The 22,757-nt window shown below is 47.2% G+C and carries 29 protein-coding genes; 23 read left to right on the top strand and 6 right to left on the bottom strand.

The window, feature by feature from the left end:
* The 7 genes from J0B03_RS04670 to J0B03_RS04640 all read left to right on the top strand — a co-directional run bounded on the left by J0B03_RS04670 (position 1) and on the right by J0B03_RS04640 (position 4,558).
* Complete coding sequence (locus J0B03_RS04670) at positions 1-726, top strand: amino acid ABC transporter ATP-binding protein (RefSeq protein ID WP_207300698.1); 726 nt, start codon at positions 1-3, stop codon at positions 724-726.
* A 165-nt stretch (positions 727-891) separates the two neighbouring features.
* A complete protein-coding gene (locus J0B03_RS04665; protein WP_207300697.1) occupies positions 892-1,263 on the top strand; it encodes a DUF134 domain-containing protein in 372 nt (123 codons plus the stop codon).
* Positions 1,238-1,597 carry a NifB/NifX family molybdenum-iron cluster-binding protein gene (locus tag J0B03_RS04660; RefSeq protein WP_207300696.1) on the top strand — a complete coding sequence of 120 codons (360 nt, stop codon included), beginning with the start codon at positions 1,238-1,240 and terminating at the stop codon, positions 1,595-1,597. Before J0B03_RS04665 ends, J0B03_RS04660 begins: the two co-directional genes overlap by 26 nt.
* Complete coding sequence (locus tag J0B03_RS04655) at positions 1,587-2,471, top strand: nucleotide-binding protein (RefSeq protein WP_207300695.1); 885 nt, start codon at positions 1,587-1,589, stop codon at positions 2,469-2,471. Before J0B03_RS04660 ends, J0B03_RS04655 begins: the two co-directional genes overlap by 11 nt.
* A complete protein-coding gene (locus J0B03_RS04650; RefSeq protein ID WP_207300694.1) occupies positions 2,443-3,348 on the top strand; it encodes a nucleotide-binding protein in 906 nt (301 codons plus the stop codon). The genes J0B03_RS04655 and J0B03_RS04650 overlap by 29 nt, the downstream gene beginning before the upstream one ends.
* A gap of 32 nt (positions 3,349-3,380) precedes the next feature.
* Positions 3,381-4,157 carry an Mrp/NBP35 family ATP-binding protein gene (locus tag J0B03_RS04645; RefSeq protein ID WP_207300693.1) on the top strand — a complete coding sequence of 259 codons (777 nt, stop codon included), beginning with the start codon at positions 3,381-3,383 and terminating at the stop codon, positions 4,155-4,157.
* Positions 4,158-4,228: 71 nt separating this feature from the next.
* Positions 4,229-4,558 carry a NifB/NifX family molybdenum-iron cluster-binding protein gene (locus J0B03_RS04640; protein WP_207300692.1) on the top strand — a complete coding sequence of 110 codons (330 nt, stop codon included), beginning with the start codon at positions 4,229-4,231 and terminating at the stop codon, positions 4,556-4,558.
* A 75-nt stretch (positions 4,559-4,633) separates the two neighbouring features.
* Here the strand turns inward: J0B03_RS04640 and J0B03_RS04635 are convergent, their stop codons facing one another.
* Positions 4,634-5,089 carry a DUF2680 domain-containing protein gene (locus J0B03_RS04635; protein ID WP_207300691.1) on the bottom strand — a complete coding sequence of 152 codons (456 nt, stop codon included), beginning with the start codon at positions 5,087-5,089 and terminating at the stop codon, positions 4,634-4,636.
* An 85-nt stretch (positions 5,090-5,174) separates the two neighbouring features.
* Between J0B03_RS04635 and J0B03_RS04630 the strand changes: the two genes are divergently transcribed.
* The 5 genes from J0B03_RS04630 to J0B03_RS04610 all read left to right on the top strand — a co-directional run bounded on the left by J0B03_RS04630 (position 5,175) and on the right by J0B03_RS04610 (position 7,961).
* Complete coding sequence (locus tag J0B03_RS04630; RefSeq protein ID WP_207300690.1) at positions 5,175-5,615, top strand: MOSC domain-containing protein; 441 nt, start codon at positions 5,175-5,177, stop codon at positions 5,613-5,615.
* 98 nt (positions 5,616-5,713) lie between these two features.
* Positions 5,714-6,160: an Hsp20/alpha crystallin family protein gene (locus tag J0B03_RS04625; RefSeq protein ID WP_207300689.1), complete on the top strand. Its 447-nt coding sequence runs from the start codon at positions 5,714-5,716 to the stop codon at positions 6,158-6,160.
* A 158-nt stretch (positions 6,161-6,318) separates the two neighbouring features.
* Positions 6,319-7,146 (top strand): tRNA 2-thiocytidine biosynthesis TtcA family protein, encoded by an 828-nt coding sequence (locus tag J0B03_RS04620; protein ID WP_207300688.1) that lies wholly within the window; start codon positions 6,319-6,321, stop codon positions 7,144-7,146.
* A gap of 12 nt (positions 7,147-7,158) precedes the next feature.
* On the top strand, positions 7,159-7,596 hold the full coding sequence (locus J0B03_RS04615) for an acyl-CoA thioesterase (RefSeq protein ID WP_207300687.1): 438 nt from the start codon (positions 7,159-7,161) through the stop codon (positions 7,594-7,596).
* Complete coding sequence (locus J0B03_RS04610) at positions 7,593-7,961, top strand: VOC family protein (protein WP_207300686.1); 369 nt, start codon at positions 7,593-7,595, stop codon at positions 7,959-7,961. The genes J0B03_RS04615 and J0B03_RS04610 overlap by 4 nt, the downstream gene beginning before the upstream one ends.
* Here the strand turns inward: J0B03_RS04610 and truA are convergent, their stop codons facing one another.
* Complete coding sequence (gene truA / locus J0B03_RS04605; RefSeq protein WP_207300685.1) at positions 7,962-8,702, bottom strand: tRNA pseudouridine(38-40) synthase TruA; 741 nt, start codon at positions 8,700-8,702, stop codon at positions 7,962-7,964.
* A 113-nt stretch (positions 8,703-8,815) separates the two neighbouring features.
* Between truA and J0B03_RS04600 the strand changes: the two genes are divergently transcribed.
* The 9 genes from J0B03_RS04600 (at position 8,816) to J0B03_RS12295 (ending at position 17,543) form a co-directional block, all read left to right on the top strand.
* Positions 8,816-10,732, top strand: a complete 1,917-nt coding sequence (locus J0B03_RS04600) for a YgiQ family radical SAM protein (protein WP_207300684.1) — start codon at positions 8,816-8,818, stop codon at positions 10,730-10,732.
* A 14-nt stretch (positions 10,733-10,746) separates the two neighbouring features.
* Positions 10,747-11,289, top strand: coding sequence for a CDP-diacylglycerol--glycerol-3-phosphate 3-phosphatidyltransferase (gene pgsA, locus J0B03_RS04595; protein ID WP_207300683.1), 543 nt, complete (start codon positions 10,747-10,749; stop codon positions 11,287-11,289).
* Between the two features lie 2 nt (positions 11,290-11,291).
* Positions 11,292-12,026 (top strand): class I SAM-dependent methyltransferase, encoded by a 735-nt coding sequence (locus J0B03_RS04590; protein ID WP_207300682.1) that lies wholly within the window; start codon positions 11,292-11,294, stop codon positions 12,024-12,026.
* A gap of 417 nt (positions 12,027-12,443) precedes the next feature.
* Positions 12,444-13,202, top strand: a complete 759-nt coding sequence (locus J0B03_RS04585; RefSeq protein ID WP_207300681.1) for a DeoR/GlpR family DNA-binding transcription regulator — start codon at positions 12,444-12,446, stop codon at positions 13,200-13,202.
* Positions 13,203-13,226: 24 nt separating this feature from the next.
* Positions 13,227-14,162, top strand: a complete 936-nt coding sequence (pfkB, locus tag J0B03_RS04580) for a 1-phosphofructokinase (protein ID WP_207300680.1) — start codon at positions 13,227-13,229, stop codon at positions 14,160-14,162.
* Between the two features lie 2 nt (positions 14,163-14,164).
* Positions 14,165-14,608, top strand: a complete 444-nt coding sequence (locus J0B03_RS04575; RefSeq protein ID WP_207300679.1) for a PTS sugar transporter subunit IIA — start codon at positions 14,165-14,167, stop codon at positions 14,606-14,608.
* 31 nt (positions 14,609-14,639) lie between these two features.
* Positions 14,640-16,025 (top strand): PTS fructose transporter subunit IIC, encoded by a 1,386-nt coding sequence (locus J0B03_RS04570; protein ID WP_207300678.1) that lies wholly within the window; start codon positions 14,640-14,642, stop codon positions 16,023-16,025.
* A 237-nt stretch (positions 16,026-16,262) separates the two neighbouring features.
* Positions 16,263-17,393 (top strand): uroporphyrinogen decarboxylase family protein, encoded by a 1,131-nt coding sequence (locus J0B03_RS04565; protein WP_246798187.1) that lies wholly within the window; start codon positions 16,263-16,265, stop codon positions 17,391-17,393.
* A gap of 15 nt (positions 17,394-17,408) precedes the next feature.
* A complete protein-coding gene (locus J0B03_RS12295) occupies positions 17,409-17,543 on the top strand; it encodes a hypothetical protein (protein WP_256436433.1) in 135 nt (44 codons plus the stop codon).
* Between the two features lie 69 nt (positions 17,544-17,612).
* Here J0B03_RS12295 and J0B03_RS04560 read toward each other — a convergent pair whose 3' ends face one another.
* The 4 genes from J0B03_RS04560 to J0B03_RS04545 form a co-directional block, all read right to left on the bottom strand.
* Positions 17,613-18,299, bottom strand: coding sequence for a TetR/AcrR family transcriptional regulator (locus J0B03_RS04560; RefSeq protein WP_207300676.1), 687 nt, complete (start codon positions 18,297-18,299; stop codon positions 17,613-17,615).
* Positions 18,300-18,466: 167 nt separating this feature from the next.
* Positions 18,467-19,096: an amino acid ABC transporter ATP-binding protein gene (locus J0B03_RS04555; RefSeq protein ID WP_207300675.1), complete on the bottom strand. Its 630-nt coding sequence runs from the start codon at positions 19,094-19,096 to the stop codon at positions 18,467-18,469.
* An 8-nt stretch (positions 19,097-19,104) separates the two neighbouring features.
* Positions 19,105-19,746, bottom strand: a complete 642-nt coding sequence (locus tag J0B03_RS04550; RefSeq protein WP_207300674.1) for an amino acid ABC transporter permease — start codon at positions 19,744-19,746, stop codon at positions 19,105-19,107.
* 12 nt (positions 19,747-19,758) lie between these two features.
* On the bottom strand, positions 19,759-20,565 hold the full coding sequence (locus J0B03_RS04545; RefSeq protein WP_207300673.1) for an amino acid ABC transporter substrate-binding protein: 807 nt from the start codon (positions 20,563-20,565) through the stop codon (positions 19,759-19,761).
* A 182-nt stretch (positions 20,566-20,747) separates the two neighbouring features.
* Here J0B03_RS04545 and J0B03_RS04540 point away from each other — a divergent pair, with 182 nt between their 5' ends.
* Together J0B03_RS04540 and J0B03_RS04535 are read left to right on the top strand one after the other, a co-directional pair.
* Positions 20,748-21,581 (top strand): CvfB family protein, encoded by an 834-nt coding sequence (locus tag J0B03_RS04540; protein ID WP_207300672.1) that lies wholly within the window; start codon positions 20,748-20,750, stop codon positions 21,579-21,581.
* Positions 21,578-22,492, top strand: a complete 915-nt coding sequence (locus J0B03_RS04535; RefSeq protein WP_207300671.1) for an FUSC family protein — start codon at positions 21,578-21,580, stop codon at positions 22,490-22,492. Before J0B03_RS04540 ends, J0B03_RS04535 begins: the two co-directional genes overlap by 4 nt.
* Positions 22,493-22,757: the final 265 nt, after the last annotated feature.

The following is a 22,757-nucleotide window of genomic DNA, read 5'->3' as shown; positions in this document are numbered from 1 at the left end:
ATGATCGAAATAAAAGATCTACACAAGTATTTTGGTGATTTGGAAGTATTGAAGGGCATTGATTTGACCGTAGAGGAAAGCGATGTGGTCTGCTTGATCGGAGCCAGCGGCTCCGGGAAAAGCACCCTCCTTCGATGCATCAATTATTTGGAGAAAAAAACGGAAGGGGAGATCTGGATCGACGGAGAGCCGGTGGATGAAACCGAAGACGGCATCAACAAGATCCGTCAAAAGGTGGGCATGGTGTTCCAGCGATTCAATCTTTTTCCCCACATGAGCGTTATCGAAAACGTCATGGAAGGGCCGGTAACGGTGAAAAAGATGGAGAAGGATAAGGCGCGTAAGCTGGCCATGGAGTTGCTTGAAAAAGTCGGGATCGCCGATAAAGCGGACGTTTATCCGGAGATGCTTTCCGGTGGACAGCAGCAGCGGGTGGCCATTGCACGATCCCTGGCCATGGAACCACGGGTCATCTTGTTTGACGAGCCCACTTCCGCATTAGATCCGGAGTTGGTGGGCGAGGTGCTGAAAGTCATGAAAGACCTGGCGGAAGAGGGTCGAACCATGATCGTGGTCACCCACGAAATGGGTTTTGCCAAGGAAGTGGCAGACCGGGTGATTTTTCTCCATGACGGACTTGTCGCAGAGGAAGGAACGCCAGAAGAGATCTTTGAAAATCCAAAACATGAACGATTGCAGGCTTTTTTAGGAGAGATCCTGGTCTGAATGTAGAGATGGTGGAAATGGGGACGGTGACTTTTTTGCAAAGGTCACCGTCCCCATTTCGCCGTCCTCCGTTCTTTTTTTGCATTGTTTATTGACATATGTTCACAACGGCGTATAATACATAGTAAAGAACATATGTCCATAACTGGATGGAAAGGAGATAAAATGCCAAGACCGATCAAATGGAGAAGAGTTTGTGGCGTGCCGGACAGCAAGCGATTCGGCCCCATGGATGCATCCGGAAATATGCTGGAACCGGTAATCATGACCGTGGATGAATATGAAACCATTCGACTTATCGACCTGGAAGGGTTGATGCAGGAAGATTGTGCAAACCAAATGAATGTTGCACGAACAACGGTGCAGCGCATATACAACGAAGCAAGAAAAAAATTGGCACAGTCCCTGGTGGAAGGAAGGGTCTTGCGTATTGAAGGTGGAGAATACCGGATATGTGAAGACGTGGACCGTCCAGGGTGTGGATATTGTAGAAGAAGGAGAGTGGAAGACAATGAAAATCGCAATACCGGCAAATGAACAAAGATCCGAAGCAGGCATTTGTCCCTCGTTTGGAAGAGCTCCGTGGTACGCCATTTTTGACACACTGAGCGAAGAACTTCATTTTATGGAAAATACGGCGGCAAATAGTCCTGGTGGAGCGGGGATCAAAGCAGCTCAGCTGTTGGTGGATAAAGGCGTAAAAGCCGTTTTGGCACCTCGTTGCGGGGAGAACGCGGCCCAGGTCCTAGAACCGGCAGGCATCGAAATTTTTCGGACGAAGAGCGAAGACATGTTGGAGAATATCAAAGCATTTCAGGAAACGGAACTGGATCTTTTGGAAGAGATCCATCCGGGATATCATGGAAAATAAAGAAAAAGGGTTTCGAATTGCCGTGCTTAGCGGAAAGGGTGGTACTGGGAAAACCCTGGTTTCCGTAAATTTGGCGGCCCTTCAAGCCGATAGTGCATACGTGGATTGCGATGTGGAAGAACCAAACGGACATTTGTATTTTCCCATGGAAAAAGAAGCAAAGACCCAGGTATATTCCCCCATTCCACAGGTTAATGATGATTTGTGCAACGGTTGCAGGGAATGTGTGGATTTCTGTCGTTTTTATGCACTGGCCTACATCAATGAAAAGGTAAAAGTATTTGAAAACATCTGTCATAGCTGTTTGGGTTGCGGACTTGTATGCCCCACCAATGCCATCACCTTCAATAATTCGACGGTGGGAACGGTGAGTACAGGAAAACATCAAGGGATCCACGTTTATTCAGGCAGTTTGGAAATTGGAAAAGCATCCGGTATCCCCATCATCAAGGAATTGTTGAAAAAAAGCCACAAGGAAAAAAGACTGGTGATGACCGACTGTCCACCTGGAAGTGCTTGCATCGTCATGGAAAGCATCAAGGATGCAGATTACTGTGTATTGGTGGCGGAACCGACTATTTTTGGCGCCCATAATCTGGCCTTGGTCCATGAATTGGTATCTTTGTTTCACATACCCTATGGCGTCGTTTTGAACAAGTGCACCGATTCGAAGAATCCGTCGGAGAAATATTGCGAAGAAAACAAAATCCCCATACTGGCAAAACTTGATTTTGATCCGGAACTGGGCAAGTTGAATTCTGATGGAAAGATCGTCGTTTGGGAAAAGGAAGAATACCGGACCATTTTCGAAGAAATGGCATCGAGGATCGCAAAGGAGGTGGGACATGAAACAGTTGTTGGTATTGAGCGGTAAAGGTGGAACCGGGAAAACGACAGTGGCCGGTACCTTTGTGGAATTGTCCCAAGCCAAGGCAGTAGCGGATTGTGATGTGGATGCACCCAATATGCATTTGGTATTGAAGCAAGCCAATGCCCCGGAGCGATTCGATTATATGGGGATGGACAAAGCCCTCATCGACAGCGAAACGTGCATCAATTGTGGATTGTGCCAGCGCAACTGCGTTTTTGACGCCATCGATTTTTTACCGTCTACGAATGAAAATAAAGACCAGTATAAAGTGAGCGATTTTGGATGCGAAGGCTGCGGAGTCTGCGTTTACGTCTGCCCGGTAGGTGCCGTTTCCATGATGCCCAGCGTAGATGGAGCATTGGAATTGTTTCGAAATGGCCGTGTCTTTTCCACCGCTACCTTGAAAATGGGCAGCGGGACTTCCGGGAAACTGGTGTCGGAAGTCAAGCAGAACCTGATCAAAGCGGCACCAAAGGAAGGGTTTGCCATTCTGGACGGTTCTCCCGGGATCGGGTGTCCAGTCATAGCCAGCATCAGCGGTGTCCACATGGTATTGGTAGTGGCGGAACCGTCGGTCTCCGGTCTTAGTGATCTGGATCGAATCGTTGCCACTGCTTCAAAATTTCAAACGCCAGTGGCTTTGTGCATCAACAAGGCGGACACCAACAAGGAAAAAACGGAAGAGATCCGAAGGTATTGTCAAAACAATCAGATCCCCTTGGTGGGGGAGATACCATTTGACCAGAAAGTTGTAGAGGCGGTCAATCAAGGAAAGACCATGGCGGGAGAAACCGGACCTGCCGGGATCGCCATCAGAGATGTATATGAAAAAACCATGGGGGTCTTCTGGCGGATCCAAGGTTCAAATGAATTAAGATAGCAATCAATCAAAAACAAAAGGGAGAACAGCAAATGAATGCAGACAAAAAAAACGAATTTTCAGTAGAGCTTCATGAAAAAAGCAGTGTGAAAAAAGTGATCGGTGTGGTCAGCGGAAAAGGTGGTGTAGGGAAATCCCTGGTCACCAGTCTGATGGCGGTGATCATGCAGCGCAGAGGTCATCAGGTGGCCATTTTGGATGCGGATATCACGGGTCCATCCATCCCCAAATCCTTTGGATTGAAAGGTCCAGCAGGTGCGACAGAAGAAGGATTGCTCCCGGTGATGAGCAAATCCGGTATCCAGATCATGTCCGTCAACCTCTTGTTATCGGATGCGACGGATCCGGTGGTTTGGAGAGGTCCCATCATAGCAGGGACCGTCAAGCAATTTTGGAGCGAAGTCATTTGGGAAGATGTGGACTATATGTTTGTAGATCTGCCGCCGGGAACGGGGGATGTTCCACTTACTGTTTTTCAGTCTCTTCCTTTGGATGGCATTGTCGTTGTAGCATCACCCCAGGAACTGGTGAACATGGTGGTGGCTAAAGCCGTAAAAATGGCCCAAAAAATGAATATTCCCATTTTAGGCCTGGTGGAAAACATGTCATATTTCAAGTGCCCCGATTGCGGGTCCGTCCATGAGATTTTCGGGAAAAGCAACATGGAGGCTGTAGCAGAACAGTATGGCGTGCCTTTATTGGAAAAGATACCGGTGGATCCGATCATCGCCGATCTCTGTGACAAAGGGCTGATCGAAATGGTGAAAGAAAACTGGTTTGAGGAGTTCGCCAAGGTTTTGGAAAAATAAGCAGAAATGGGGACGGTGACTTTTTTGCAAAAAAGTCACCGTCCCCAACAAAAACGACGAGGAGGAAAAGTATGAAAATAGCAGTTGCTAGTGAAAACAAGATTGTATCCCAGCACTTTGGACACTGTGAAACCTTTGAAGTATTTGATGTTGTGGATGGATTGGTGGTCAGTGGAGAATCAGTAAAAAATCCCGGACATAAGCCAGGATTCCTGCCTAATTTTCTACATGATCTTGGGATCGATGTGATCATTGCAGGAGGAATGGGCGGCGGAGCCATTGACATCTTCAACCAGCATGGGATCACGGTGGTGACTGGTGCAGTCGGTGACGCCAAGAAAGCGGCAGATGCCTATGCCAATGGAAGCCTGGTATCTTCCGGCGTGGTCTGCCAGCACTAAAAGAAATGCAAATATAAATGGGGACGGTGACTTTTTTTGAAAAAAGTCACCGTCCCCATTTTAACCATGCTGCAATTATCTACCGTTTCTCATTCCGTTGCCAAATCCGCTGCCTGCTTGGGTACCGGTTCGGTTGCCACCCATTTGTCGGCCAAAGCCCAAACCGTTTTCTTGGCCCAGGTTCATGCCGGTTCCGGTTCCATCACAATTGGCGATGTTCTCTTCCATCGTTGCCTGGATCTCGTTTGCTTCCTCTTGCGTCAATCGGCCTTCTTCCACTCGCTGTGCGATGACGGCTTTGCGATTTTCCAGCATTCCTGCTTTGAATTCTTCTAGTTTGCCTTCCTCTGCTGCGATGCTACCAAGGGTCTCGCCCTCTTCCCGATCTTCCACGATTGCCTCTACGCTCTTACCAGTCGCATCGGCCAAAACATCCAAGTTCGATGCGGTTGTTGCTGCGTATACTGCGCCTCCGCCACCGAGAAGTACCAGGACCAAAGCTGCTGCCAAAATTTTCTTTGAATTTTTCATTTTTGTTTCCTCCTTGTGTTATATTGTTTCTATACTTGTATTCTAAAGGCCTTCTGTGTCACAAAGATGGCAGAAAGGAGAAAAAATGAGTCAAATCGAAAAATGTTCCATAAAAAGCGCAAAAGATGGAAAGCGTCAGGAAGTGGACCAACTGGAACTTCAAGTGGATAAAGGGATCGTCGGTTCTGCCTTTGAAGGACAGGAAGAAAACCTGCAGGTCACCTTGATGGAACAGGAGGCCCAAGACCGGGGGAAGATCCATCAAGCGAAAGGATTTTGCATTACCCGATTCAAGGAAAATCTCCTGATTTCCCACTTGGATCTTACCCGTCTCCAAGTGGGGGATCGTCTAAAGACGGGGGATTGCATACTGGTGATCACTGTGGCCGGAAAGAAATGCTACGACAATTGTCCAGTCTTCATTAAAGAAGGCAATTGCGGTCTGGACAAGCATGCCGCATTCGCAAAAGTCGTGGAGTCCGGCATCGTCCATAAGGGAGATGCCATTAAAAAAATCGAGGATTGATGTTTAAAGTCGCAGTGAGCTGGATATCATATATAATAGGGTTGGCACTCTAAGGTCGAGAGTGCTAATCAAAAATATATGTAAAGGAGTTGTTGATCATGGCAGGTTTGATACCATTCAACAGAAAAGAGACCAGCTTGTTTGACACTGGCTTTGGGGATGCCCACAACATGCTTGACGACTTTTTCGGCGGCAACTGGATGCCGACGAGAAACTTTGCATTGGACACTTTCAAAGTCGATGTGCAGGAGGATGAAAAATCCTATACCATTGAAGCGGACATGCCCGGTGTGAAGAAGGAAGAGATCCAATTGTCTTTCGACCGGGGACGATTGGCCATTTCCGTCAAGCGGGAAGAAAAAGTGGATGAAGAAAAGAAAAACTACATCCACAAGGAACGACGGGTGGAATCCATGTGCAGAAACCTGTATCTGGAAAATGCATCCGGTGACGACATCAAAGCCAAGTTGGATGAAGGCGTTCTTCGAATCACTGTCGCGAAGAAAGAAGACGGAGCCGTCGACAAAACCATCGAAATCGAATAACTACACAAGCTACGACAAAATACGGTCCGGGCAATTGCCCGGACTTTTCTTTTGCCAAGATATGGATGAAAAAAAGAATTGTTTTGTGATATAGTATTTCATATGGCCCCGACAAGGGCAGGAAAACAAAAGGATCAAAGGAAAGGAAATACAGCAGAATGGATAAAAAGCAATTGGTGGAACGAAGCATCATCAAAAAATACCGAAAAGAGATCTGGAACCGATTCGTCAAGGCCGTGGTGGAATACGATCTCATCAAAGAAGGGGACAAGATCGCCGTATGTCTCTCCGGGGGAAAGGACTCCATGCTCATGGCCAAAGCCATGCAGATCCTCCAAAAGCACGGGAAGTACCATTTTGAGCTGGTGTTTTTGAGCATGGATCCAGGGTATAATGAAATAAATAGAAAAGTCATCGAGCACAATACGGAACTTTTGGGTGTTCCACTGACGGTTTTTTCATCTCCCATCTATAATGTGGTATCGTCCATGGAACAATCGCCCTGTTATTTGTGCGCCCGCATGCGGCGGGGGTATCTGTATTCTCGTGCAAAGGAGTTGGGCTGCAACAAGATCGCCCTGGGACATCATTTTGACGATGTCATCGAGACCACCATGATGAGCATGCTCTACAGCGCAGAGATCAAGACCATGATGCCTAAATTGAAAAGCAAAAATTTTGAAGGGATGGAATTGATCCGGCCCATGTACATGGTGCGGGAATCCGATGTGCTGGCATGGAAGCGCTACAACGGGCTGGAATTCATCAAATGCGCCTGTCCCCTGACCCAGAATTGCCATACAGACGAAGAGGGGGGTTCCAAGCGGCAGGTCGTAAAGAAATTGATCCGCCAGCTCAATATGGATCATCCTGGAACGGATCAGAATATTTTTACCAGCATGCACAATGTGAATCTGGATACGGTCATCGGGTATCGATCCAAAGGGGAGCGGCATCATTTTTTGGAACACTACGACGAAGCTTAAGGAGAGATCCCAATGAAAAAAGATCGATATCATAGAAAAGTATTCTATTACGAAACGGACAAAATGGGGATCGTCCATCACGCCAACTACATCCGAATGATGGAGGAAGCCCGGATCCATTTGTTGGAAAACCTGGGATTGCCATACGACAGACTGGAAGAAATGGGATTAATGATCCCGGTGCTCCATGCAGAGTGTAAGTACAAGATCCCCCTTCGGTTTGGGGATGCCTTTCAGATCGATATGGTGATCACGGAGATGACGGGAGTGCGCATGAGCATTGTCTACACCATCTATGGGGAGGACGGAATCACCATCCACGCCACCGGATCTACAAAACACGCTTTTGTGGATGAGCAGCTCCATCCCATTCGGTTGAGGCGCCGATTTCCCGAAGTGTATGAAATGTTGTTGATGACAACGTTAAATAAGAAGGAGGAAAGCAAATGAGTTTTTTATGGTATACCTTTAAGGTGGTAAATATGGAAAAGTCCGTGAAGTTTTACACGGACATCGTTGGACTGAAGGAACAGCGCCGATTCAATCCATCGCCTACAACGGAGATCGTTTTTTTAGGCGATGAAGAAGGAACAAAGGTGGAATTGATCTTTGATCGGACCAACAAGGCAAGGCTGGAGTATCCGGATCACATGTCCATGGGTTTTTCCATTGATGACATCGAAGAGAAGATCAAGGAAGTGAGCCAGAAGGGATACGCCGTTCACAGCGGTCCCATCAAGCCCAACGCCAATACGGAATTCTTTTTTGTTTTGGATCCCAACGGCATGAAGGTACAATTCGTCAAAGAAGGTTGATCAATAGCGAACTTCTTCCAAAAACAGTCCCTGGGGCGGTACGGTGAATCCGGCTTCCCGGCGGACTTTTTTTATGAAAATCTCTTCGATCTCCTTTGGTTTCATGGTGCCAAAACCCACTTCCAACAAGGTGCCCATCATGATGCGGATGGAATGGAGCAAAAAACCGTCTCCCTGAAAAATGAATCGCAGTTTGGGTCCCTCCTTTTCCAGGGTAAGAGAGTGAAGGGTCCGAGTAGTGGATTTCTTCGTTTTTTTCAAGGAAGAAAACCCAAGAAAGTCGTGGGTGCCTTCCAGCATGGCCATGGCTTCCCGCATGGGCTCCAACCGAAGCGGCTCCGGAACGTGGTGGCAGTATTTCCGATCGAAGACGAAAGGAATGGCATCATTGTGGATCCGGTAGGAATAGATTTTTTCCTTCACATGGTAGCGGCTGTGGAAAGCCTCCGGAACAAAAATTGCTTCCGTCACGGCAATGTCTCCAGGCAGATAGGCGTTGATGTAGTCTTGGATCTGACTGGCCGTTTCATCGGTGACCAAATGGAAATTGGCTACTTGTCCAAGGGCATGGACACCGGCGTCCGTTCGTCCCGATCCGATGACGGGAATGTTTCGTCCCACCTTCTTTTCCAGGATGTCCTCCAATTTCTGCTGGATAGTGTTGGGGTTGTCCCCCAGCTTTTGCCAACCCTTGTAGCGGCCGCCGTCGTATTGCAACGTTATTTTTACATTTCTTTTCATGAGTACTGCCTCCTCGCATTAAGCCCATTATACTTTGCCGACAAATATGATACAATAGTAAATTAGAATACAAACGAGTCTCAGGGACTTGTAGAAAAAATGAGGAATGAACAATGAATGAATTTTTGCCCGTCGATCGGGAAGATTGTATAAAAAGAGGATGGGACCAGCTGGATTTTATTCTGGTGTCGGGAGATGCCTACGTGGATCATCCATCCTTTGGAACGGCTGTCATCGGCCGGGTGCTGGAGCGGCGTGGATACCGGGTGGGGATCATGGCCCAGCCGGATTGGAAAGATAAGAACGCTTTTAAAGTCTTGGGGGAACCCAGATTGGGGTTTTTGGTCACTTCCGGCAACATCGATTCCATGGTAAATCATTATACTGTGGCCAAGCGTCGACGCAAAGAGGACCTGTATTCTCCGGGAGGAAAAAGCGGACACCGGCCGGACCGGGCCGTCATTACCTATTCCAGCATCCTTCGGGAGCTTTACAATCAGACCCCCATCATACTGGGAGGCATCGAGGCCAGCCTTCGCCGCATGGCCCATTTCGACTACTGGTCCGGGAAGGTTCGCCGCTCCATCCTGCTGGATGCCAAGGCGGATCTCATCGTCTACGGCATGGGGGAAAAGCAGATCATCCAGATCGCAGAAGGGTTGGAAAGCGGACTTCCCGTGGAGGAATTGACGTTCATACCGGGTACTGTTTATAAAACAAAAGACAAGAGCCGGCCTTACGAACCCATTTGGCTGCCGGCATACGATACCATCCTCGAGAACAAGAAGAAATACGCAGAGAGTTTCATGATCCAATACAAAAACATGGACGCCCTGACGGCAAAGCCTCTGGTGGAGCCCTACCGGGACTGGTACGTGATACAAAATCCCCCTGCCGCTCCCATGAGTCGACTGGAGCTGGACGACATCTACGACCTGCCTTTTGCCAGGGGAGCACACCCCATGTATGAAAAAGCCGGTGGCATTCCTGCCATTACGGAAGTGAAGTACAGCCTGATCAGCAATCGGGGATGTTTTGGCAGTTGCAATTTTTGCGCATTGACTTTCCATCAAGGTCGCAGGGTCCAATCCCGTAGTCATGGATCCATTCTGGCGGAGGCGGAGAAGATTTTGGCAGATCCGGATTTTAAAGGATACATCCACGATGTTGGAGGTCCTACAGCAAACTTTCGCCACCCTGCTTGTGTGAAACAGGAAAAGCACGGCGTCTGTCCCGACAAGCAGTGTCTCTTCCCGGAACCCTGCAACCAGCTGATCGTGGACCACAGGGACTACCTGGAATTGCTGCGCAAGCTTCGACACCTTCCCGGAGTAAAAAAAGTGTTTATACGTTCCGGATTGAGGTATGATTACCTTATGATGGACCGGGACGACACCTTTTTCAACGAGCTCTGCGAGCATCACATCAGCGGCCAGTTGAAGATCGCCCCGGAACACGTTTCCCAAAATGTTTTGGACCATATGGGCAAGCCGGGTCGAAAGATCTATGACCGCTTTATAGAAAAGTATCAGAGAGTCAACGACAAATTGGGGAAAAAGCAATATCTGGTCCCCTATCTGATGAGTTCCCATCCGGGATCCACCTTGAAGGAAGCGGTGGAGCTGGCGGAATACCTTCGGGATACGGGAGCCCATCCGGAGCAGGTCCAGGATTTCTATCCCACACCGGGGACCATGTCCACCTGCATGTTTTATACCGGCATCGATCCAAGGACCATGGATCCTGTATACGTTCCGACGGATCCCCATGAAAAAGCCATGCAGCGAGCTCTGATCCAGTACAAGAAACCCCAGAACCGGAAACTGGTACTGGAAGCATTGGAAAAAAGCGGACGAAGTGATCTGGTCGGGACCTCAAAGAAAGCCTTGGTCCGAGACGAGGCCAGAGGAGGCAAACCCAGGCAGGGGACCGGTGGAAAGCCGGCAGCAAAATCGGCATCATCCCGTAAAGGGGGATCATCGTCAAAGTCATCATCCAAACGAAACAACCGAAGAAAAAAGAAAACCTGATCGGGAGGCGACTCATGAAACACGTACCAAATATTTTGACGTTTATTCGACTGGCATTGATCCCGGTGTTTGTGGCGGTGTTTTTCTCCGACATGGACCAAAGCCGATTTGTGGCCCTGGGCATATACGCCGTTGCATCCTTCACGGATCTGATCGACGGCCAGATCGCACGGAAGTACAACGTGGTCACGGAACTGGGAAAAGTCATGGACCCTTTGGCGGACAAGTTGATGTTGGTGACTGTGATCGTGAGTTTCTATTATGCGGGGGACATACCCTGGTTTATTCCCGTCATCGTGCTGGTCAAGGAAGCTTTCATGATCATCATGGGTTTGATTTTGTACAATAAAAAGGAGCGGGTGGTCATTCCCGCAAACTATTTTGGAAAAACCGCCACCGTATTGTTTACCCTTGCCATCGTCCTCACCTTTTTCCTGCCGGGGAATGGATGGGTGCTGGCATTGATGTATGCGACCATTGCTTTAAAAGTGGTGGCGCTGATCAGTTACATTTTTACATATAAAAAGATGAAGCAGAAAATCAGTCAGGAGGGTTGATCATGGGATTCAATGAAGAGATCGCAAAACATTATGATGATATTTTTCCGGTGCAGGCACCTCAGATGAATTTTTTGAAAAAGACATTGGGACGCGATGGGGAATCGGTATTGGAGGTGGCTTGCGCCACTGGTGGATATGCTGCCGCCTTGGCCCAGTTGGGATTCGATGTTACGGCCATGGATGGAAAATCCTCCATGGTAGAGGCTTGCAAGAAGCGAGTCGAAAAAGACAATATCCAAATGGATGTGGTCCAAAAGAGCATGGTCCAAGTGAAAGAACTGGAGAAGGATTTTGACTTGGTCTATTGCATCGACAACAGCATGGTCCATTTGGACAGCATGGAAGACATGGAGAAGTTTTTGACGGGATGTTTCAAAGTCCTTCGACCCGATGGACGATTGGTGATCCAGATCGCCAATTACGATCGGATCTTGAATGAACATATTACCAGCCTTCCCACCATCATGATCAACAGTGTGGAGGAATTGTCCTACCGGCGGTTGTATGCCTATCAGAAAGACTCGGACAAGATCCTTTACACGAGAAAGCTGACGGTGGATGGACAAACACTGGAAGACCATGCCACTATTTTCCCGCTGACATCAAAACGGATGTCGGAATTGATGGAGAAAACCGGATTCCAGGAAGTGGAGATCTTCGGCGATTTCATGAAGAAGCCTTACGATGAGAGAACTTCTCATCAAATGGTGGTTCGCGGCCGGGCGAAGAAATAAAAAATGTGCAGATAAGGCTTGTTTCATCACTTGTGATGGAACAGGCCTTTAAATTTTGCCTGCCGTTTTATCTAATTCATCATAGATCCCGAACCTGTTCAAATAATACATTGCACACTCCAGCATCCCTCAAAAGTTTTCCGTGCTGGAATAGGCGCTAGCTTTTGTTCTGTTGCGCCACTTGTTGTAGCCGGAACCAAGAGACATCACCCTGATCGGGTAGCCCGTTTGTTTGTACAAGTGCGAACTAATGGAATATCTCATTAGTTTTTTTTACAGAAATTCATAATAAATGACCGTTTATGAATGAAAAATTATAAATAAAACGGTTACATTGGTATTGACAGAAGCGAAATGACGATATATAATCATAATCAAGCACAAACAATCATAATTAGCCACAAATGGAGGTGTAAAATGTTTGCGGAAGAACGATATCAAACAATTATCCAAATTTTAGAAGATGAAAACAGCGTGAAAGTATCCGAATTGACGGAACGATTTGGTGTCAGCGAATCCACCATTCGTCGAGATCTTCAGGATATGGAAGAAAAAGGCATGCTGATACGGGCCCATGGCGGTGCAGTCAGAAATCCGAAAGCTCATATGGAACCAACTTTCCAAGAAAAAGAAGACTCTCATCAAGATGATAAAGTCCTCATTGGAAAACTAGCTGCTTCGATGGTCCACGATGGCGACAACATCCTGATCGACTCCGGAACCACCACACTGGAATTGGCAAAGAATATAACCGCAAAAAACATAACAGTCCTGACCAACTCCATCGACGTGGCCAGAGCAATGTCAGAAAAAGAGCAGGTGGAGATCATCCTGACCGGGGGAACTTTTCGAAGCAACACCCGCAGCATGGTAGGCCCTATTTGCGAACAGACCCTTCGGCAGTTCAAGCCAGACAAAGTCTTCCTTGGAATGAATGGCATTGCACTAAAGGATGGACTGACCACACCGAATCTGGTAGAGGCCACCACAAAACGAGCCATGCTGCTTTCCGGCAAGAAAACCTACGTTCTGGCAGATCCATCTAAATTCGGAAATGTGCTCTTATCTGTCGTTTCGCCCATTAAAGAAATATCCGCCATCATCACAACAAAGACACTGGGATCTGAAATCATCAAAGCTTACAGAGAAAATGGGATCAAACTCATTTTGGAATAGTAACAGGAGCAAAGGAGGATGCATATGGTAATTACCGTCACGTTAAACCCGGCATTGGATAAGACTTTGGTCGTAAATAACTTTGCTGTAGGAGAAGTAAACCGCGTCCAGGCTGCAAGGGATGACATCGGTGGGAAAGGTCTTAACGTCTCCAAGGTACTCAAGGAATTCGGTATCCAATCCCTTGCTCTAGGATTCTTGGGCAACAACCTTCGGGATCGTTTTGAAAAAGATTTGGATACCAAAGGGATCGATCATCGATTCATCTCTATATCTTCCGGTACAAGAACCAACATCAAACTGGTTGATGAAAAAAAACGCACATTTACCGACATCAACGAACCCGGTGGGGCCATCACACCGGAAGAACTGGAAGAATTCTTGACCTTGTTTCAACAAACGATCAAGAAAGGTGACTTGGTGGTATTGGCCGGCGGTGTTGGAGAAGGTGTTCCCATCACGATCTATAAAACCTTGACTGGCCTAGCAAAGCGGAAAGGTGCCACTGTTGTGGTGGATGCAGAAGGTAAACTGCTGGGGGAAGCATTGACCGAACACCCGGATGTGATCAAGCCGAATGAAAAGGAACTTTCCACTCTGGTTGGGCGCACTTTACAAACAGAAGAACAAATCGTTCAAGCAATAAAGGAAATCCAAGAAATGGGTATCGACAATATCTTGGTGTCCATGGGCTCTGAAGGAAGCATCTACTTGACTCCAAATGGCGCGTATCGTGCAGAAGGACTCCAGGTTCCAGTAAAAAGCACCGTAGGTGCTGGAGATTCCATGGTAGCTGCATTGGTCTACAGCATCCTGAACGAAAGAGACGACATAAATACACTGGCCCTGGCACAAAGCGCCGGCGCAGCATCCGTCATGTTGGAAGGAACGAAAGCCTGTAATTTAAGCCAAGCAGAAAGCTTGATGGAACGGGCTTTGATGAAAATTAGGAGGATATGAAAATGGAAATCACAAAACTGTTGTCAAAAGAAAGAGCAACCTTTGAACTGAAAAGCAACAACAAGGAAGACGTGATCAAAGAACTGACAGCATTGTTGGCAGAAGATGGAGTTGTTACGGATGCGGAAGTTTTTATTCAGGCAGTGATGAAACGAGAAGCCGATTTCTCCACCGGGATCGGAATGGGCGTTGCCATCCCCCACGGTAAAAGCACGGCAGTGAAAGAAGCGGCACTGGCTTTCGGGAAAAGCACTTCGGGTATCGACTATGAAAGCATGGACGACAAACCGGCGCATTTGTTTTTTATGATCGCCGTACCGGAAGCTTCCAGTGATGTTCATTTAAAAGTTTTGGCCGAACTTTCCAGAAAGTTGATGCACGAAGAAGTTCGTGATCAGCTGATGGAAGCCACTACCTACGATGCTTTATTGCAATCATTTCAGTAACCTGAATTATAGTTAATAGGAGGGAAAAATTATGAAAATCATAGCCGTAACATCTTGTCCAACTGGCATTGCCCATACCTACATGGCTGCAGAAGCACTACAAATCGCAGCAAAAGAAATGAACTTGGACGTCAAAGTCGAGACCCAAGGTTCCGTCGGCGCAGAGAACGTATTGACCGATGAGGACGTGAAACAGGCCCACGCGGTGATCCTTGCGGTAGATACCAATGTAGACAAAAGCCGTTTTGAAGGAAAACCAGTGATCGAAGCCAGCGTGAAAGATGCCATTAAGGATGCAAAGGGACTTCTTCAACAAGCAGTCGATGCAAAACCGTTGGCTCCAAAGATTGAAGTAACGTCGGATACCGAAACGTCCAAAGGAACGGAAAAAGCACCGTCTTCCAAAGGGAAGACTGGTGTGTACAAACACCTGATGACCGGCGTATCCTTCATGATACCATTCGTCGTTGCCGGCGGGATCCTCATCGCCCTTTCCTTTGCATTTGGCATCACTGCTTTCCAAACAGAAGGTACCATTGCTTGGGCTCTGATGCAAATTGGTGGAGGAACCGGTGCATTCGGTTTGATGGTTCCGATCCTAGCTGGATACATCGCTTATTCCATAGCAGATCGTCCTGGCCTGGTTCCTGGGATGGTCGGAGGTCTGATCAGCGTCAATCTTGGCGCAGGATTTCTAGGCGGCATGCTGGCTGGCTTCCTCGGTGGATACACTGTGGTATTGTTGAAAAAAATAATAAAACTGCCGAAATCCATGGAAGGTTTAATGCCGGTTTTGGTACTGCCAGTTTTCTCCACATTGATCATGGGACTGATCATGATCTTCATACTGGGTGGTCCGGTGAAAGCCGTCAACGATGCGCTCATAGCTTGGTTGGAAAGCCTGCAAGGAACAAACGCCATGGTTCTTGGAGCAATCATCGGTCTTATGATGGCCTTTGACATGGGTGGCCCGGTCAACAAGGCAGCTTATGCTTTTGGTGCAGCTACTATTGGGGCAGGACAACCTTCCATGGTCATGGCTGCCGTTATGGCCGCAGGGATGGTTCCGCCACTGGCAATCGCTTTATCTACTGTCATCGCAAAGAACAAATACACGGTAGAAGAACGGGAGGCTGGAAAAGCTGCGTGGGCTTTGGGTGCATCTTTCATCACGGAAGGCGCCATCCCATTTGCCGCAGCGGATCCCATTCGAGTGATCCCTTCCATCATGGTAGGTTCTGCAATTACGGGCGCATTATCCATGTTATTTAATGCCACTTTAGCCGTACCACACGGTGGAATCTTTGTACTACCCATACCAAATGCAGTAGGAAACCTGCCCATGTACATTGTTGCTATCCTTGCGGGAACGCTGGTCGGTGGATTCTTGCTGGCAGCGTTAAAGAAAAAATCTTAGGGCATTTATCAACACGGTGCGGTGACTTTTCTAATAAGGTCATCGCATTATTTTGTTTTTTGACAAATTATATTATACCTAGGTCAAATAAGTGATTGACGTATTTGACCTAGGTATAATATAATGAATTCGTAAAAGCCACTTCTTGTGCAATATTATGTTGTGCAAAGAATAAAATGACAAGGAGCGATATGTGTGAGTGAAATGGAGAAATTATACCATCAGAGAATTACGCGAATGAATGATGCAATCGAGCTTCGGGAACCGGATCGAGTGCCAATCTATGGCTTGGTAGACAACTGGGCCCTTAGTAATGGTGGGATCACTTTGAAGGAGGCACTTTCAGATGTGGAAAAGGAATACCAAGCCTATTCAAAAACATTGACCGATTATCCTTTTGACGCAGCTTTATCAGTTGGAGTCACGTTTCCAATGAACTTCGTATCCGCCCTTGGTGGTGGAATCTACAATAATGAGATGGAAACGTTACAGATTGCTACTGGACAATCTGAAATTATGACAGCTGAAGAATACGACGACCTGATTGCAGACCCTACCCGTTTTTTCCGGGATGTGATCATACCCAGAAAACATGCTATTTTTCAAACTGGCACAACGGAGGAAAAATTCGGAAAGTTTGCCAATGCCATCACGAAATTTCTTGAGTTTGGACAATCTCGTGAAATGTTGACCAAACGATATCGGGAAGAACACGGTTTGCCTATTCCCAATGGGGCCAACATATTCATGCCTGGAGACATCATCATGGATTACCTCCGCGATTTTAAAGGAATTATGAGTGATATAAAAAAACGTCCGGAAAAATTGACCCAGGCCTGCAACGCTATGGGCGAAGTCCTCATTCCATACACTTTTGGCTCCATGATGGGGAAAAATCCGGATGAATCCTATATCCAACTGTTTTTGCATTTGCCGCAGTTCATCCGACCGAAAGAATTCGAAAAAATTTACTGGCCCAGTTTCAAAAAATATGTGGAGACCTTTGCCGGTGCCGGATTTAAAATTCTTATTCTTTTTGAGAAAAACTGGATGCATTTGCACGATTATCTGCAAGATTTGCCAAAAGGTCATGTCATTGGCTTCTTTGAGGAAGACGACTTGCGTATCGCCAAGAAGAAGTTGGGAGACACCATGTGCATTGCAGGAGGACTAAAAACCAACAATTTGTATTATTCATCCAAGGAAGAATGCATCGATTTGGCCAAAGGATTGATCGACGACTTGGCTCCAGGAGGTGGTTTTGTTTTTGCTCCGGATAAAGTATTGGCCGGACCCAACGATGCCAAGCCGGAAAACTTGAAAGCCGTCACGGAATTCATCGTAGAATACGGCGTTTATGATAAATAAGAAGGAGGAGCAACCATGAACGAAAACAACACAGAAATGGAGAAATTGTTTCTAATGGCAAGAGAAAACATCTTTTCTCAGTTTATTGATTCTGAAGAAGGATTGGCAGGGATGGAACAGGCATTGATCATCTTGATGACTATCGCTTGATCGGCTGATCGTTACTCAAGCAAAGCAAAACGCAGATCTTATATTCGAAAGATCTGCGTTTTTTAGTGATTATTTTTCCTCTTCCATCAAAGATATCACGACGTCATCGGTAAAAATATTTAGTGTCGAAAAATCGAACCGATTCATGTATTGATCTATTTTTTCAAAGGACGTTTCGATGGTTTCCTCATCAATATCCAACAGTTTTAGGTTTAGTTTTGTAAAATAATTTCGCATCTCCTCTTCCGTAATGGCGATCAACTTGTTTTTTCTATAAAACTCCAATTGTTTTTCGCTGCTGAGCAACACCACCAAGTCCATAAAGTATTCTTTTCTTTGCTGTTCCTGCCCCTTCGAATTCGCCTTCCCGTCTACGAGCGGGTACAACTGAATGATGAAATCCTGGTACAATACCTCGATCGTCACGTCTGTGGATTCGTAGTACAGTCGTTTGAATTTTTCATCCAGTTCCAAGTACTTCATTAGAATGTACACATAAAATAGAAGTAATTCAACTGGTGAAAGTTCGATCTGCAGGTTCAATACCTGCTTACGAATCTCTTGAAAAAAATTGCGGATGATCAGTTTCAGTATAGATCGCTTGTTTGGAAAATAATAAAAAATATTGGAGTGATACATGGAAACTCGATCTGCAATCATGCGAGCCGTTGTCTTTTCATAGCCGAATTCGTAGAACAAGTTTTTCGTTGCATGGAGTATCTTTTCTTTTACAGTATTGTTATGTGCCACATTCATCACCAAATTCCGTCATATTTTATGAAGTGCTTCCTTACATGAATTATATTATAAAGAAGCGCTGAATTGAAGAACAATCATTTACGAAATGGGGACGGTTAAATGGGGACGGTGACTTTTTTGCAAAAAAGTCACCGTCCCCATTTAACATTTTACATTTCAATTCGTTACTTCACCAGTTCCAAATCCGTTCCCAAGGCATAGAGTCTGGTGGAAAATTTTTCTGCAAATTCCCGGTCATGGGTGATGACGATGACGCCGGTCCCTCTAGCGGCGATCTCCTGAAGGATCTCGCCGACGCTGTCTCGCAGTTTCGAATCCAGAGCCGAGGTGGGTTCGTCAAAACACAAATATTCCGGATCCATGGCCAAAGCACGGCCGATGGCCACTCGCTGCTGCTGACCGCCGGAGAGTTGGAAAGGATAGCTGTTTTCCAATCCGTCCAGCCCCAGGGAAGTCAAAATATCCATGCCTTCCTGTCGGGCTTTTTCCTTGTCCAAGCCTTTTACTTTGACCAGGGGAAAGGTGATGTTTTCCAAGGCGCTCAAGTGTGGAAACAGGTTGAAGTTTTGAAAGACCAATCCTACCGGGTGTTCTTTTTCCGAACGGCGTTCCGTCATGTCAATGGTCCCCGAGTCGTACGTCTCCAGTCCGGACAGGCATCGGATCAGGGTGGTCTTGCCCACGCCGGACGGACCGGTGATGATGGCGATGTCCCCCTTGTTCACTTCAAAACTGATTTGATCCAGCACTTTCTTGTCGCCGAAGCTTTTCGATAGATTTTTTACGCTTAGCATGGCTTCACCTACTTGTAATAGTCAAAGCGGACTTCCGCTTTCTTCAGGGCCAACGTGACCACACCCACCAATAGTAGGTAGATGAATCCTGCAACGAACAAGGGCACCAGGGATGCCTGTTGATTGGTCAGGGTACGGGATGCCCGAAGGACATCCCCCAAACCTAGAATGTAAGCCAGAGAGGTATCTTTCACCAGGGTGATCAATTCGTTTCCTCCCGGAGGAAGGACCCGTTTGATGACCTGGGGAAGGATCACCCCAAAGAAAGTCTGAGACTTGGAAAGTCCCAGAACAGTACTGGCTTCGTATTGCCCCTGGCTGACGGAGAGGATCCCTCCCCGAAAGATCTCTGCAAAGTATGCGGCGTAATTCAGGATGAACGCCAACAGGGCTGCCGCTTCCCGATTGATGACGATGCCGATCACCGGCAATCCGAAAAAAATGAAAATCAGCTGGAGCAGCAAAGGTGTACCCCGCATCAGCAGGATGTACAGCTGCATGGCCGTTTGCAGGGGTTTGAATTTGGACAACCGGAGGATGCAAACCAGCATCCCCAGGGGTATGGACCCTAGAGCCGTCAAAAAGAACAACCAAAGGGTGGTGCGTAATCCCTGCAGCATAAGCGGGGCCATTTCCATCAGATAATCCATAGCATCTCCTTGTTATTTAACGATGTTTTCTCCGAACCATTTTTCGGAGATGGTTGCAGCGGCGCCGTCTTCTTTCATGGCATCCAGTGCTTCATTCAATTTGGTCAACAGGGTCTCGTCCGTCTTGCGAACGCCAACGCCGTATTCTTCATCGCCGAAATCTTCCGACAGTACGGTGTATTTTTCTTCTCCACGCTCCGCGATATAATAGCGTGCCAGGATCTCATCGGCTACAACAGCATCCACTCGACCGGCTTCCAGATCCATGAAGGCATCATTGTAGGTGTCAAACAGAATGGGCTCTCCACCGTCAAAAGTGGCGCCTGCTCCTTCTTCCGTAATGGCGGCAAGTGCGCTGGATGCATTCTGGGCTGCCACGATCCGGCCTTCCAGACCTGCTTTTGTTGCGATGTCGGAGCCGCTAAGCACCACGATCACCTGTCGATTGTCCAGATATGGTGAAGTGAAGTTGACTTTTTCTTTTCGCGCGTCGGTGATGGTGTATCCATTCCAGATCAAGTCGATGTTCTTGGAATTGAGCTCCGTCTCTTTCAAGTTCCAATCGATGGGTTGAAATTCTGCTTCCAGACCCATTCGACCGATGGCTTCTTTGGCCAGGTCCACATCGAAGCCGACGATGGTGCCGCTTCCGTCTTTAAATCCCATGGGAACAAAGGTGTCGTCAAAGCCGACGATGATGGTCCCTCTTTCTTCCAACTCTCCCCAAGAGTCGTCAGTGTCGTCGGACGGGCTGGAACAGCCGAAAAACAAAGTAGCGACAAGCGCCGTCAACAGTATTGCAATAATGGTTTTTTTCATGCCTTTTCCTCCTTGCGTTTTATAAAAGAATTGTAATGCTTTAGCACAGTAAAGTCAAGGAGTAAGAATGGGATTTGATGTAGTTGATAGATGGAAAATTCTCCGGGATGATGGCAAACGCCTTGTAATAGGGTATAATAGAAGAGAAAGTGAAGCAGCCAACAAGGAAAGGATTGTAAAATATGCAATTGGGAGAAATGCAGAAGCTGACCATTCTGCGGCAAACATCCATCGGGGTGTATTTAAATGAATTTGACGGTGCCTTGGACGATGATGTCCTTCTTCCCCAAAGCCAGGTTCCGGAAGGAGCGCAGGTAGGGGATGAGTTGACCGTGTTTTTGTACCGGGATTCCGAGGACCGACTGATTGCCACGGTTCGCAAACCAAAGATCTTGATGGGACAGATCCGCCAGCTGAAAGTGGTGGAAGCCACCAATATCGGAGCGTTTTTGGATTGGGGGTTGGAGAAAGACCTGCTGCTGCCCTTCAAGGAGCAGATCGGAAAAGTAAAGACTGGCGATGTCTGTCTGGTGGCTTTGTATGTGGACAAATCGGATCGGCTCTGCGCCACCATGAAGATCCATAACATGCTGGGATCCCAAAGTCCCTACAAAGCGGAGGATACGGTGAAAGGCGTCGTGTATGCCATGAACAAGGAGATGGGAGTCTTCGTGGCCGTTGATGAAAAGTACCACGCCATGATCCCATTGAATGAAATGTTCGGCATTTACGACAAGGGGGACTGGGTGGAAGGCCGAGTCGTCAAAGTCCGTCCCGACGGAAAGCTGAACCTTAGCACTCGAAAGCAAGCCCACGATGAGATCGACGGGGATGCAGAGACCATCTACCAGAAGCTGGATCGAGGAAACGGGTTTTTGCCCTATCACGACAAAAGCCAGGCCAGCGCCATCAAATCGGAGTTTGGAATGAGCAAAAGTGCTTTTAAAAGGGCCATCGGACGTTTGTTGAAGCAAGGGAAGATCACCTTGTCGGAAGAGGGAATCCGGAAAAAATGATGAATTACAAAAGCTCCAAGAGTTACCGTTTGGGTATGCGAAATCTAAAAACAGCCGTTGCTGTACTGATCTCATTGTTGATCGGGAAATACATCATGGAGGACGATTCCTTTTTCATTGTGGTGGCGGCCATGCTGTCCATGGAAAACTCCGTGGTCAACTCCCTGGAAGTCGGAAAGAATCGGGTCATCGGAACGGTTCTTGGAGCTCTTTTGGGCATGGCATTTGCGTACTGGAGCCCGGGGAGTCTTGTTCTGACCAGTTTGGGGATCATCCTGCTCATTTATTTTTTGAATGTGATGAAGTGGAACAAGTCCATCATCATTGCCAGTTTCGTATTTTTGGGGATCATGTTGAACATGTCTGGAGAGACCGTTTATTGGTATGCCATCAATCGTACCATCGACACCTTGATCGGTTTGGGAGTGGGGATCGCAGTGAATTTTCTGATCTTCCCCTACAGCTTTGAGAAGACTCTGAACAACAAGGCGAAAGTGTTGAATGAACTGATCAAGGAGAATTTGGACAAGGTCTTTTGCCATCAGGAACCGGCAGACATGGAAGCATTGAAGGAAGCCTTGGACAGTTATGAGACGGAGTTGGCGGACTACAGGGTGGAGATCGGCATGAAAAAGCGACACGCCCAAGATCTGCAGCGAAGAACGGAGATCATGGAGGATTTTGATGCCATATATACCCACCTGAAGGTGTTGGACAGTATTGCAAATACCTTGGTGGTGGACCCGGAAAGTGCGGAAAAGTTGGCAAAAATGGATGTGGACATGGAAAAAGAGCGGATCCAAAAATCCGATACATCCCAAAGCGTTTACACGTATCATACCACCCAGCTGCTCAAGAAGATCGACGAGATCGAGGGACTGGATGCAGAATGTAAAAATACTAAAATGTGATGCAATTCCTACATCAATTCGTTTCAAGTTTTTTACAGTCCGTTTATTTGATTTTTCGTTGGGTAAAAGGATTGTGAAGAGAAATCCGAAACAAAGGGAACGATGAAAGCCGGAAGAACATGGACGCTTTATCCGGCAGGAGTTGGAAGCGTAACCGACCTTGTGAACAATCCAAGGTCGTTTTGTGTGTTTGGGGTTTCGACTTTGTGGCCCATATGTTGTGGGAACGATGAATACCGGAAGAATATGGACGCTTTATCCGGTA

The sequence above is a fragment of the Alkalibacter rhizosphaerae genome, assembly GCF_017352215.1.
Lineage (GTDB): Bacteria > Bacillota > Clostridia > Eubacteriales > Alkalibacteraceae > Alkalibacter > Alkalibacter rhizosphaerae.
The sequence above is the reverse complement of the archived record's forward strand: the minus strand, read 5'-3'. Positions and strand labels throughout refer to the sequence as shown.

Excerpts from the sequence above, each read along its gene's own strand:
- J0B03_RS04670 (WP_207300698.1), top strand. The coding sequence starts at position 1 with ATGATCGAAATAAAAGATCTACACAAGTATTTTGGTGATTTGGAAGTA.
- J0B03_RS04615 (WP_207300687.1), top strand. The coding sequence starts at position 7,159 with ATGAAAAAAGATCGATATCATAGAAAAGTATTCTATTACGAAACGGAC.
- J0B03_RS04625 (WP_207300689.1), top strand. The coding sequence starts at position 5,714 with ATGGCAGGTTTGATACCATTCAACAGAAAAGAGACCAGCTTGTTTGAC.
- J0B03_RS04585 (WP_207300681.1), top strand. The coding sequence starts at position 12,444 with ATGTTTGCGGAAGAACGATATCAAACAATTATCCAAATTTTAGAAGAT.
- J0B03_RS04565 (WP_246798187.1), top strand. The coding sequence starts at position 16,263 with ATGAATGATGCAATCGAGCTTCGGGAACCGGATCGAGTGCCAATCTAT.
- J0B03_RS12295 (WP_256436433.1), top strand. The coding sequence starts at position 17,409 with ATGAACGAAAACAACACAGAAATGGAGAAATTGTTTCTAATGGCAAGA.
- J0B03_RS04620 (WP_207300688.1), top strand. The coding sequence starts at position 6,319 with ATGGATAAAAAGCAATTGGTGGAACGAAGCATCATCAAAAAATACCGA.
- J0B03_RS04570 (WP_207300678.1), top strand. The coding sequence starts at position 14,640 with ATGAAAATCATAGCCGTAACATCTTGTCCAACTGGCATTGCCCATACC.
- J0B03_RS04635 (WP_207300691.1), bottom strand. The coding sequence starts at position 5,089 with ATGAAAAATTCAAAGAAAATTTTGGCAGCAGCTTTGGTCCTGGTACTT.
- J0B03_RS04610 (WP_207300686.1), top strand. The coding sequence starts at position 7,593 with ATGAGTTTTTTATGGTATACCTTTAAGGTGGTAAATATGGAAAAGTCC.
- J0B03_RS04550 (WP_207300674.1), bottom strand. The coding sequence starts at position 19,746 with ATGGATTATCTGATGGAAATGGCCCCGCTTATGCTGCAGGGATTACGC.
- J0B03_RS04540 (WP_207300672.1), top strand. The coding sequence starts at position 20,748 with ATGCAATTGGGAGAAATGCAGAAGCTGACCATTCTGCGGCAAACATCC.
- J0B03_RS04650 (WP_207300694.1), top strand. The coding sequence starts at position 2,443 with ATGAAACAGTTGTTGGTATTGAGCGGTAAAGGTGGAACCGGGAAAACG.
- J0B03_RS04560 (WP_207300676.1), bottom strand. The coding sequence starts at position 18,299 with ATGAATGTGGCACATAACAATACTGTAAAAGAAAAGATACTCCATGCA.
- pgsA (WP_207300683.1), top strand. The coding sequence starts at position 10,747 with ATGAAACACGTACCAAATATTTTGACGTTTATTCGACTGGCATTGATC.
- J0B03_RS04630 (WP_207300690.1), top strand. The coding sequence starts at position 5,175 with ATGAGTCAAATCGAAAAATGTTCCATAAAAAGCGCAAAAGATGGAAAG.
- pfkB (WP_207300680.1), top strand. The coding sequence starts at position 13,227 with ATGGTAATTACCGTCACGTTAAACCCGGCATTGGATAAGACTTTGGTC.
- J0B03_RS04660 (WP_207300696.1), top strand. The coding sequence starts at position 1,238 with ATGAAAATCGCAATACCGGCAAATGAACAAAGATCCGAAGCAGGCATT.
- J0B03_RS04645 (WP_207300693.1), top strand. The coding sequence starts at position 3,381 with ATGAATGCAGACAAAAAAAACGAATTTTCAGTAGAGCTTCATGAAAAA.
- truA (WP_207300685.1), bottom strand. The coding sequence starts at position 8,702 with ATGAAAAGAAATGTAAAAATAACGTTGCAATACGACGGCGGCCGCTAC.
- J0B03_RS04555 (WP_207300675.1), bottom strand. The coding sequence starts at position 19,096 with ATGCTAAGCGTAAAAAATCTATCGAAAAGCTTCGGCGACAAGAAAGTG.
- J0B03_RS04590 (WP_207300682.1), top strand. The coding sequence starts at position 11,292 with ATGGGATTCAATGAAGAGATCGCAAAACATTATGATGATATTTTTCCG.
- J0B03_RS04655 (WP_207300695.1), top strand. The coding sequence starts at position 1,587 with ATGGAAAATAAAGAAAAAGGGTTTCGAATTGCCGTGCTTAGCGGAAAG.
- J0B03_RS04640 (WP_207300692.1), top strand. The coding sequence starts at position 4,229 with ATGAAAATAGCAGTTGCTAGTGAAAACAAGATTGTATCCCAGCACTTT.
- J0B03_RS04545 (WP_207300673.1), bottom strand. The coding sequence starts at position 20,565 with ATGAAAAAAACCATTATTGCAATACTGTTGACGGCGCTTGTCGCTACT.
- J0B03_RS04535 (WP_207300671.1), top strand. The coding sequence starts at position 21,578 with ATGATGAATTACAAAAGCTCCAAGAGTTACCGTTTGGGTATGCGAAAT.
- J0B03_RS04665 (WP_207300697.1), top strand. The coding sequence starts at position 892 with ATGCCAAGACCGATCAAATGGAGAAGAGTTTGTGGCGTGCCGGACAGC.
- J0B03_RS04600 (WP_207300684.1), top strand. The coding sequence starts at position 8,816 with ATGAATGAATTTTTGCCCGTCGATCGGGAAGATTGTATAAAAAGAGGA.
- J0B03_RS04575 (WP_207300679.1), top strand. The coding sequence starts at position 14,165 with ATGGAAATCACAAAACTGTTGTCAAAAGAAAGAGCAACCTTTGAACTG.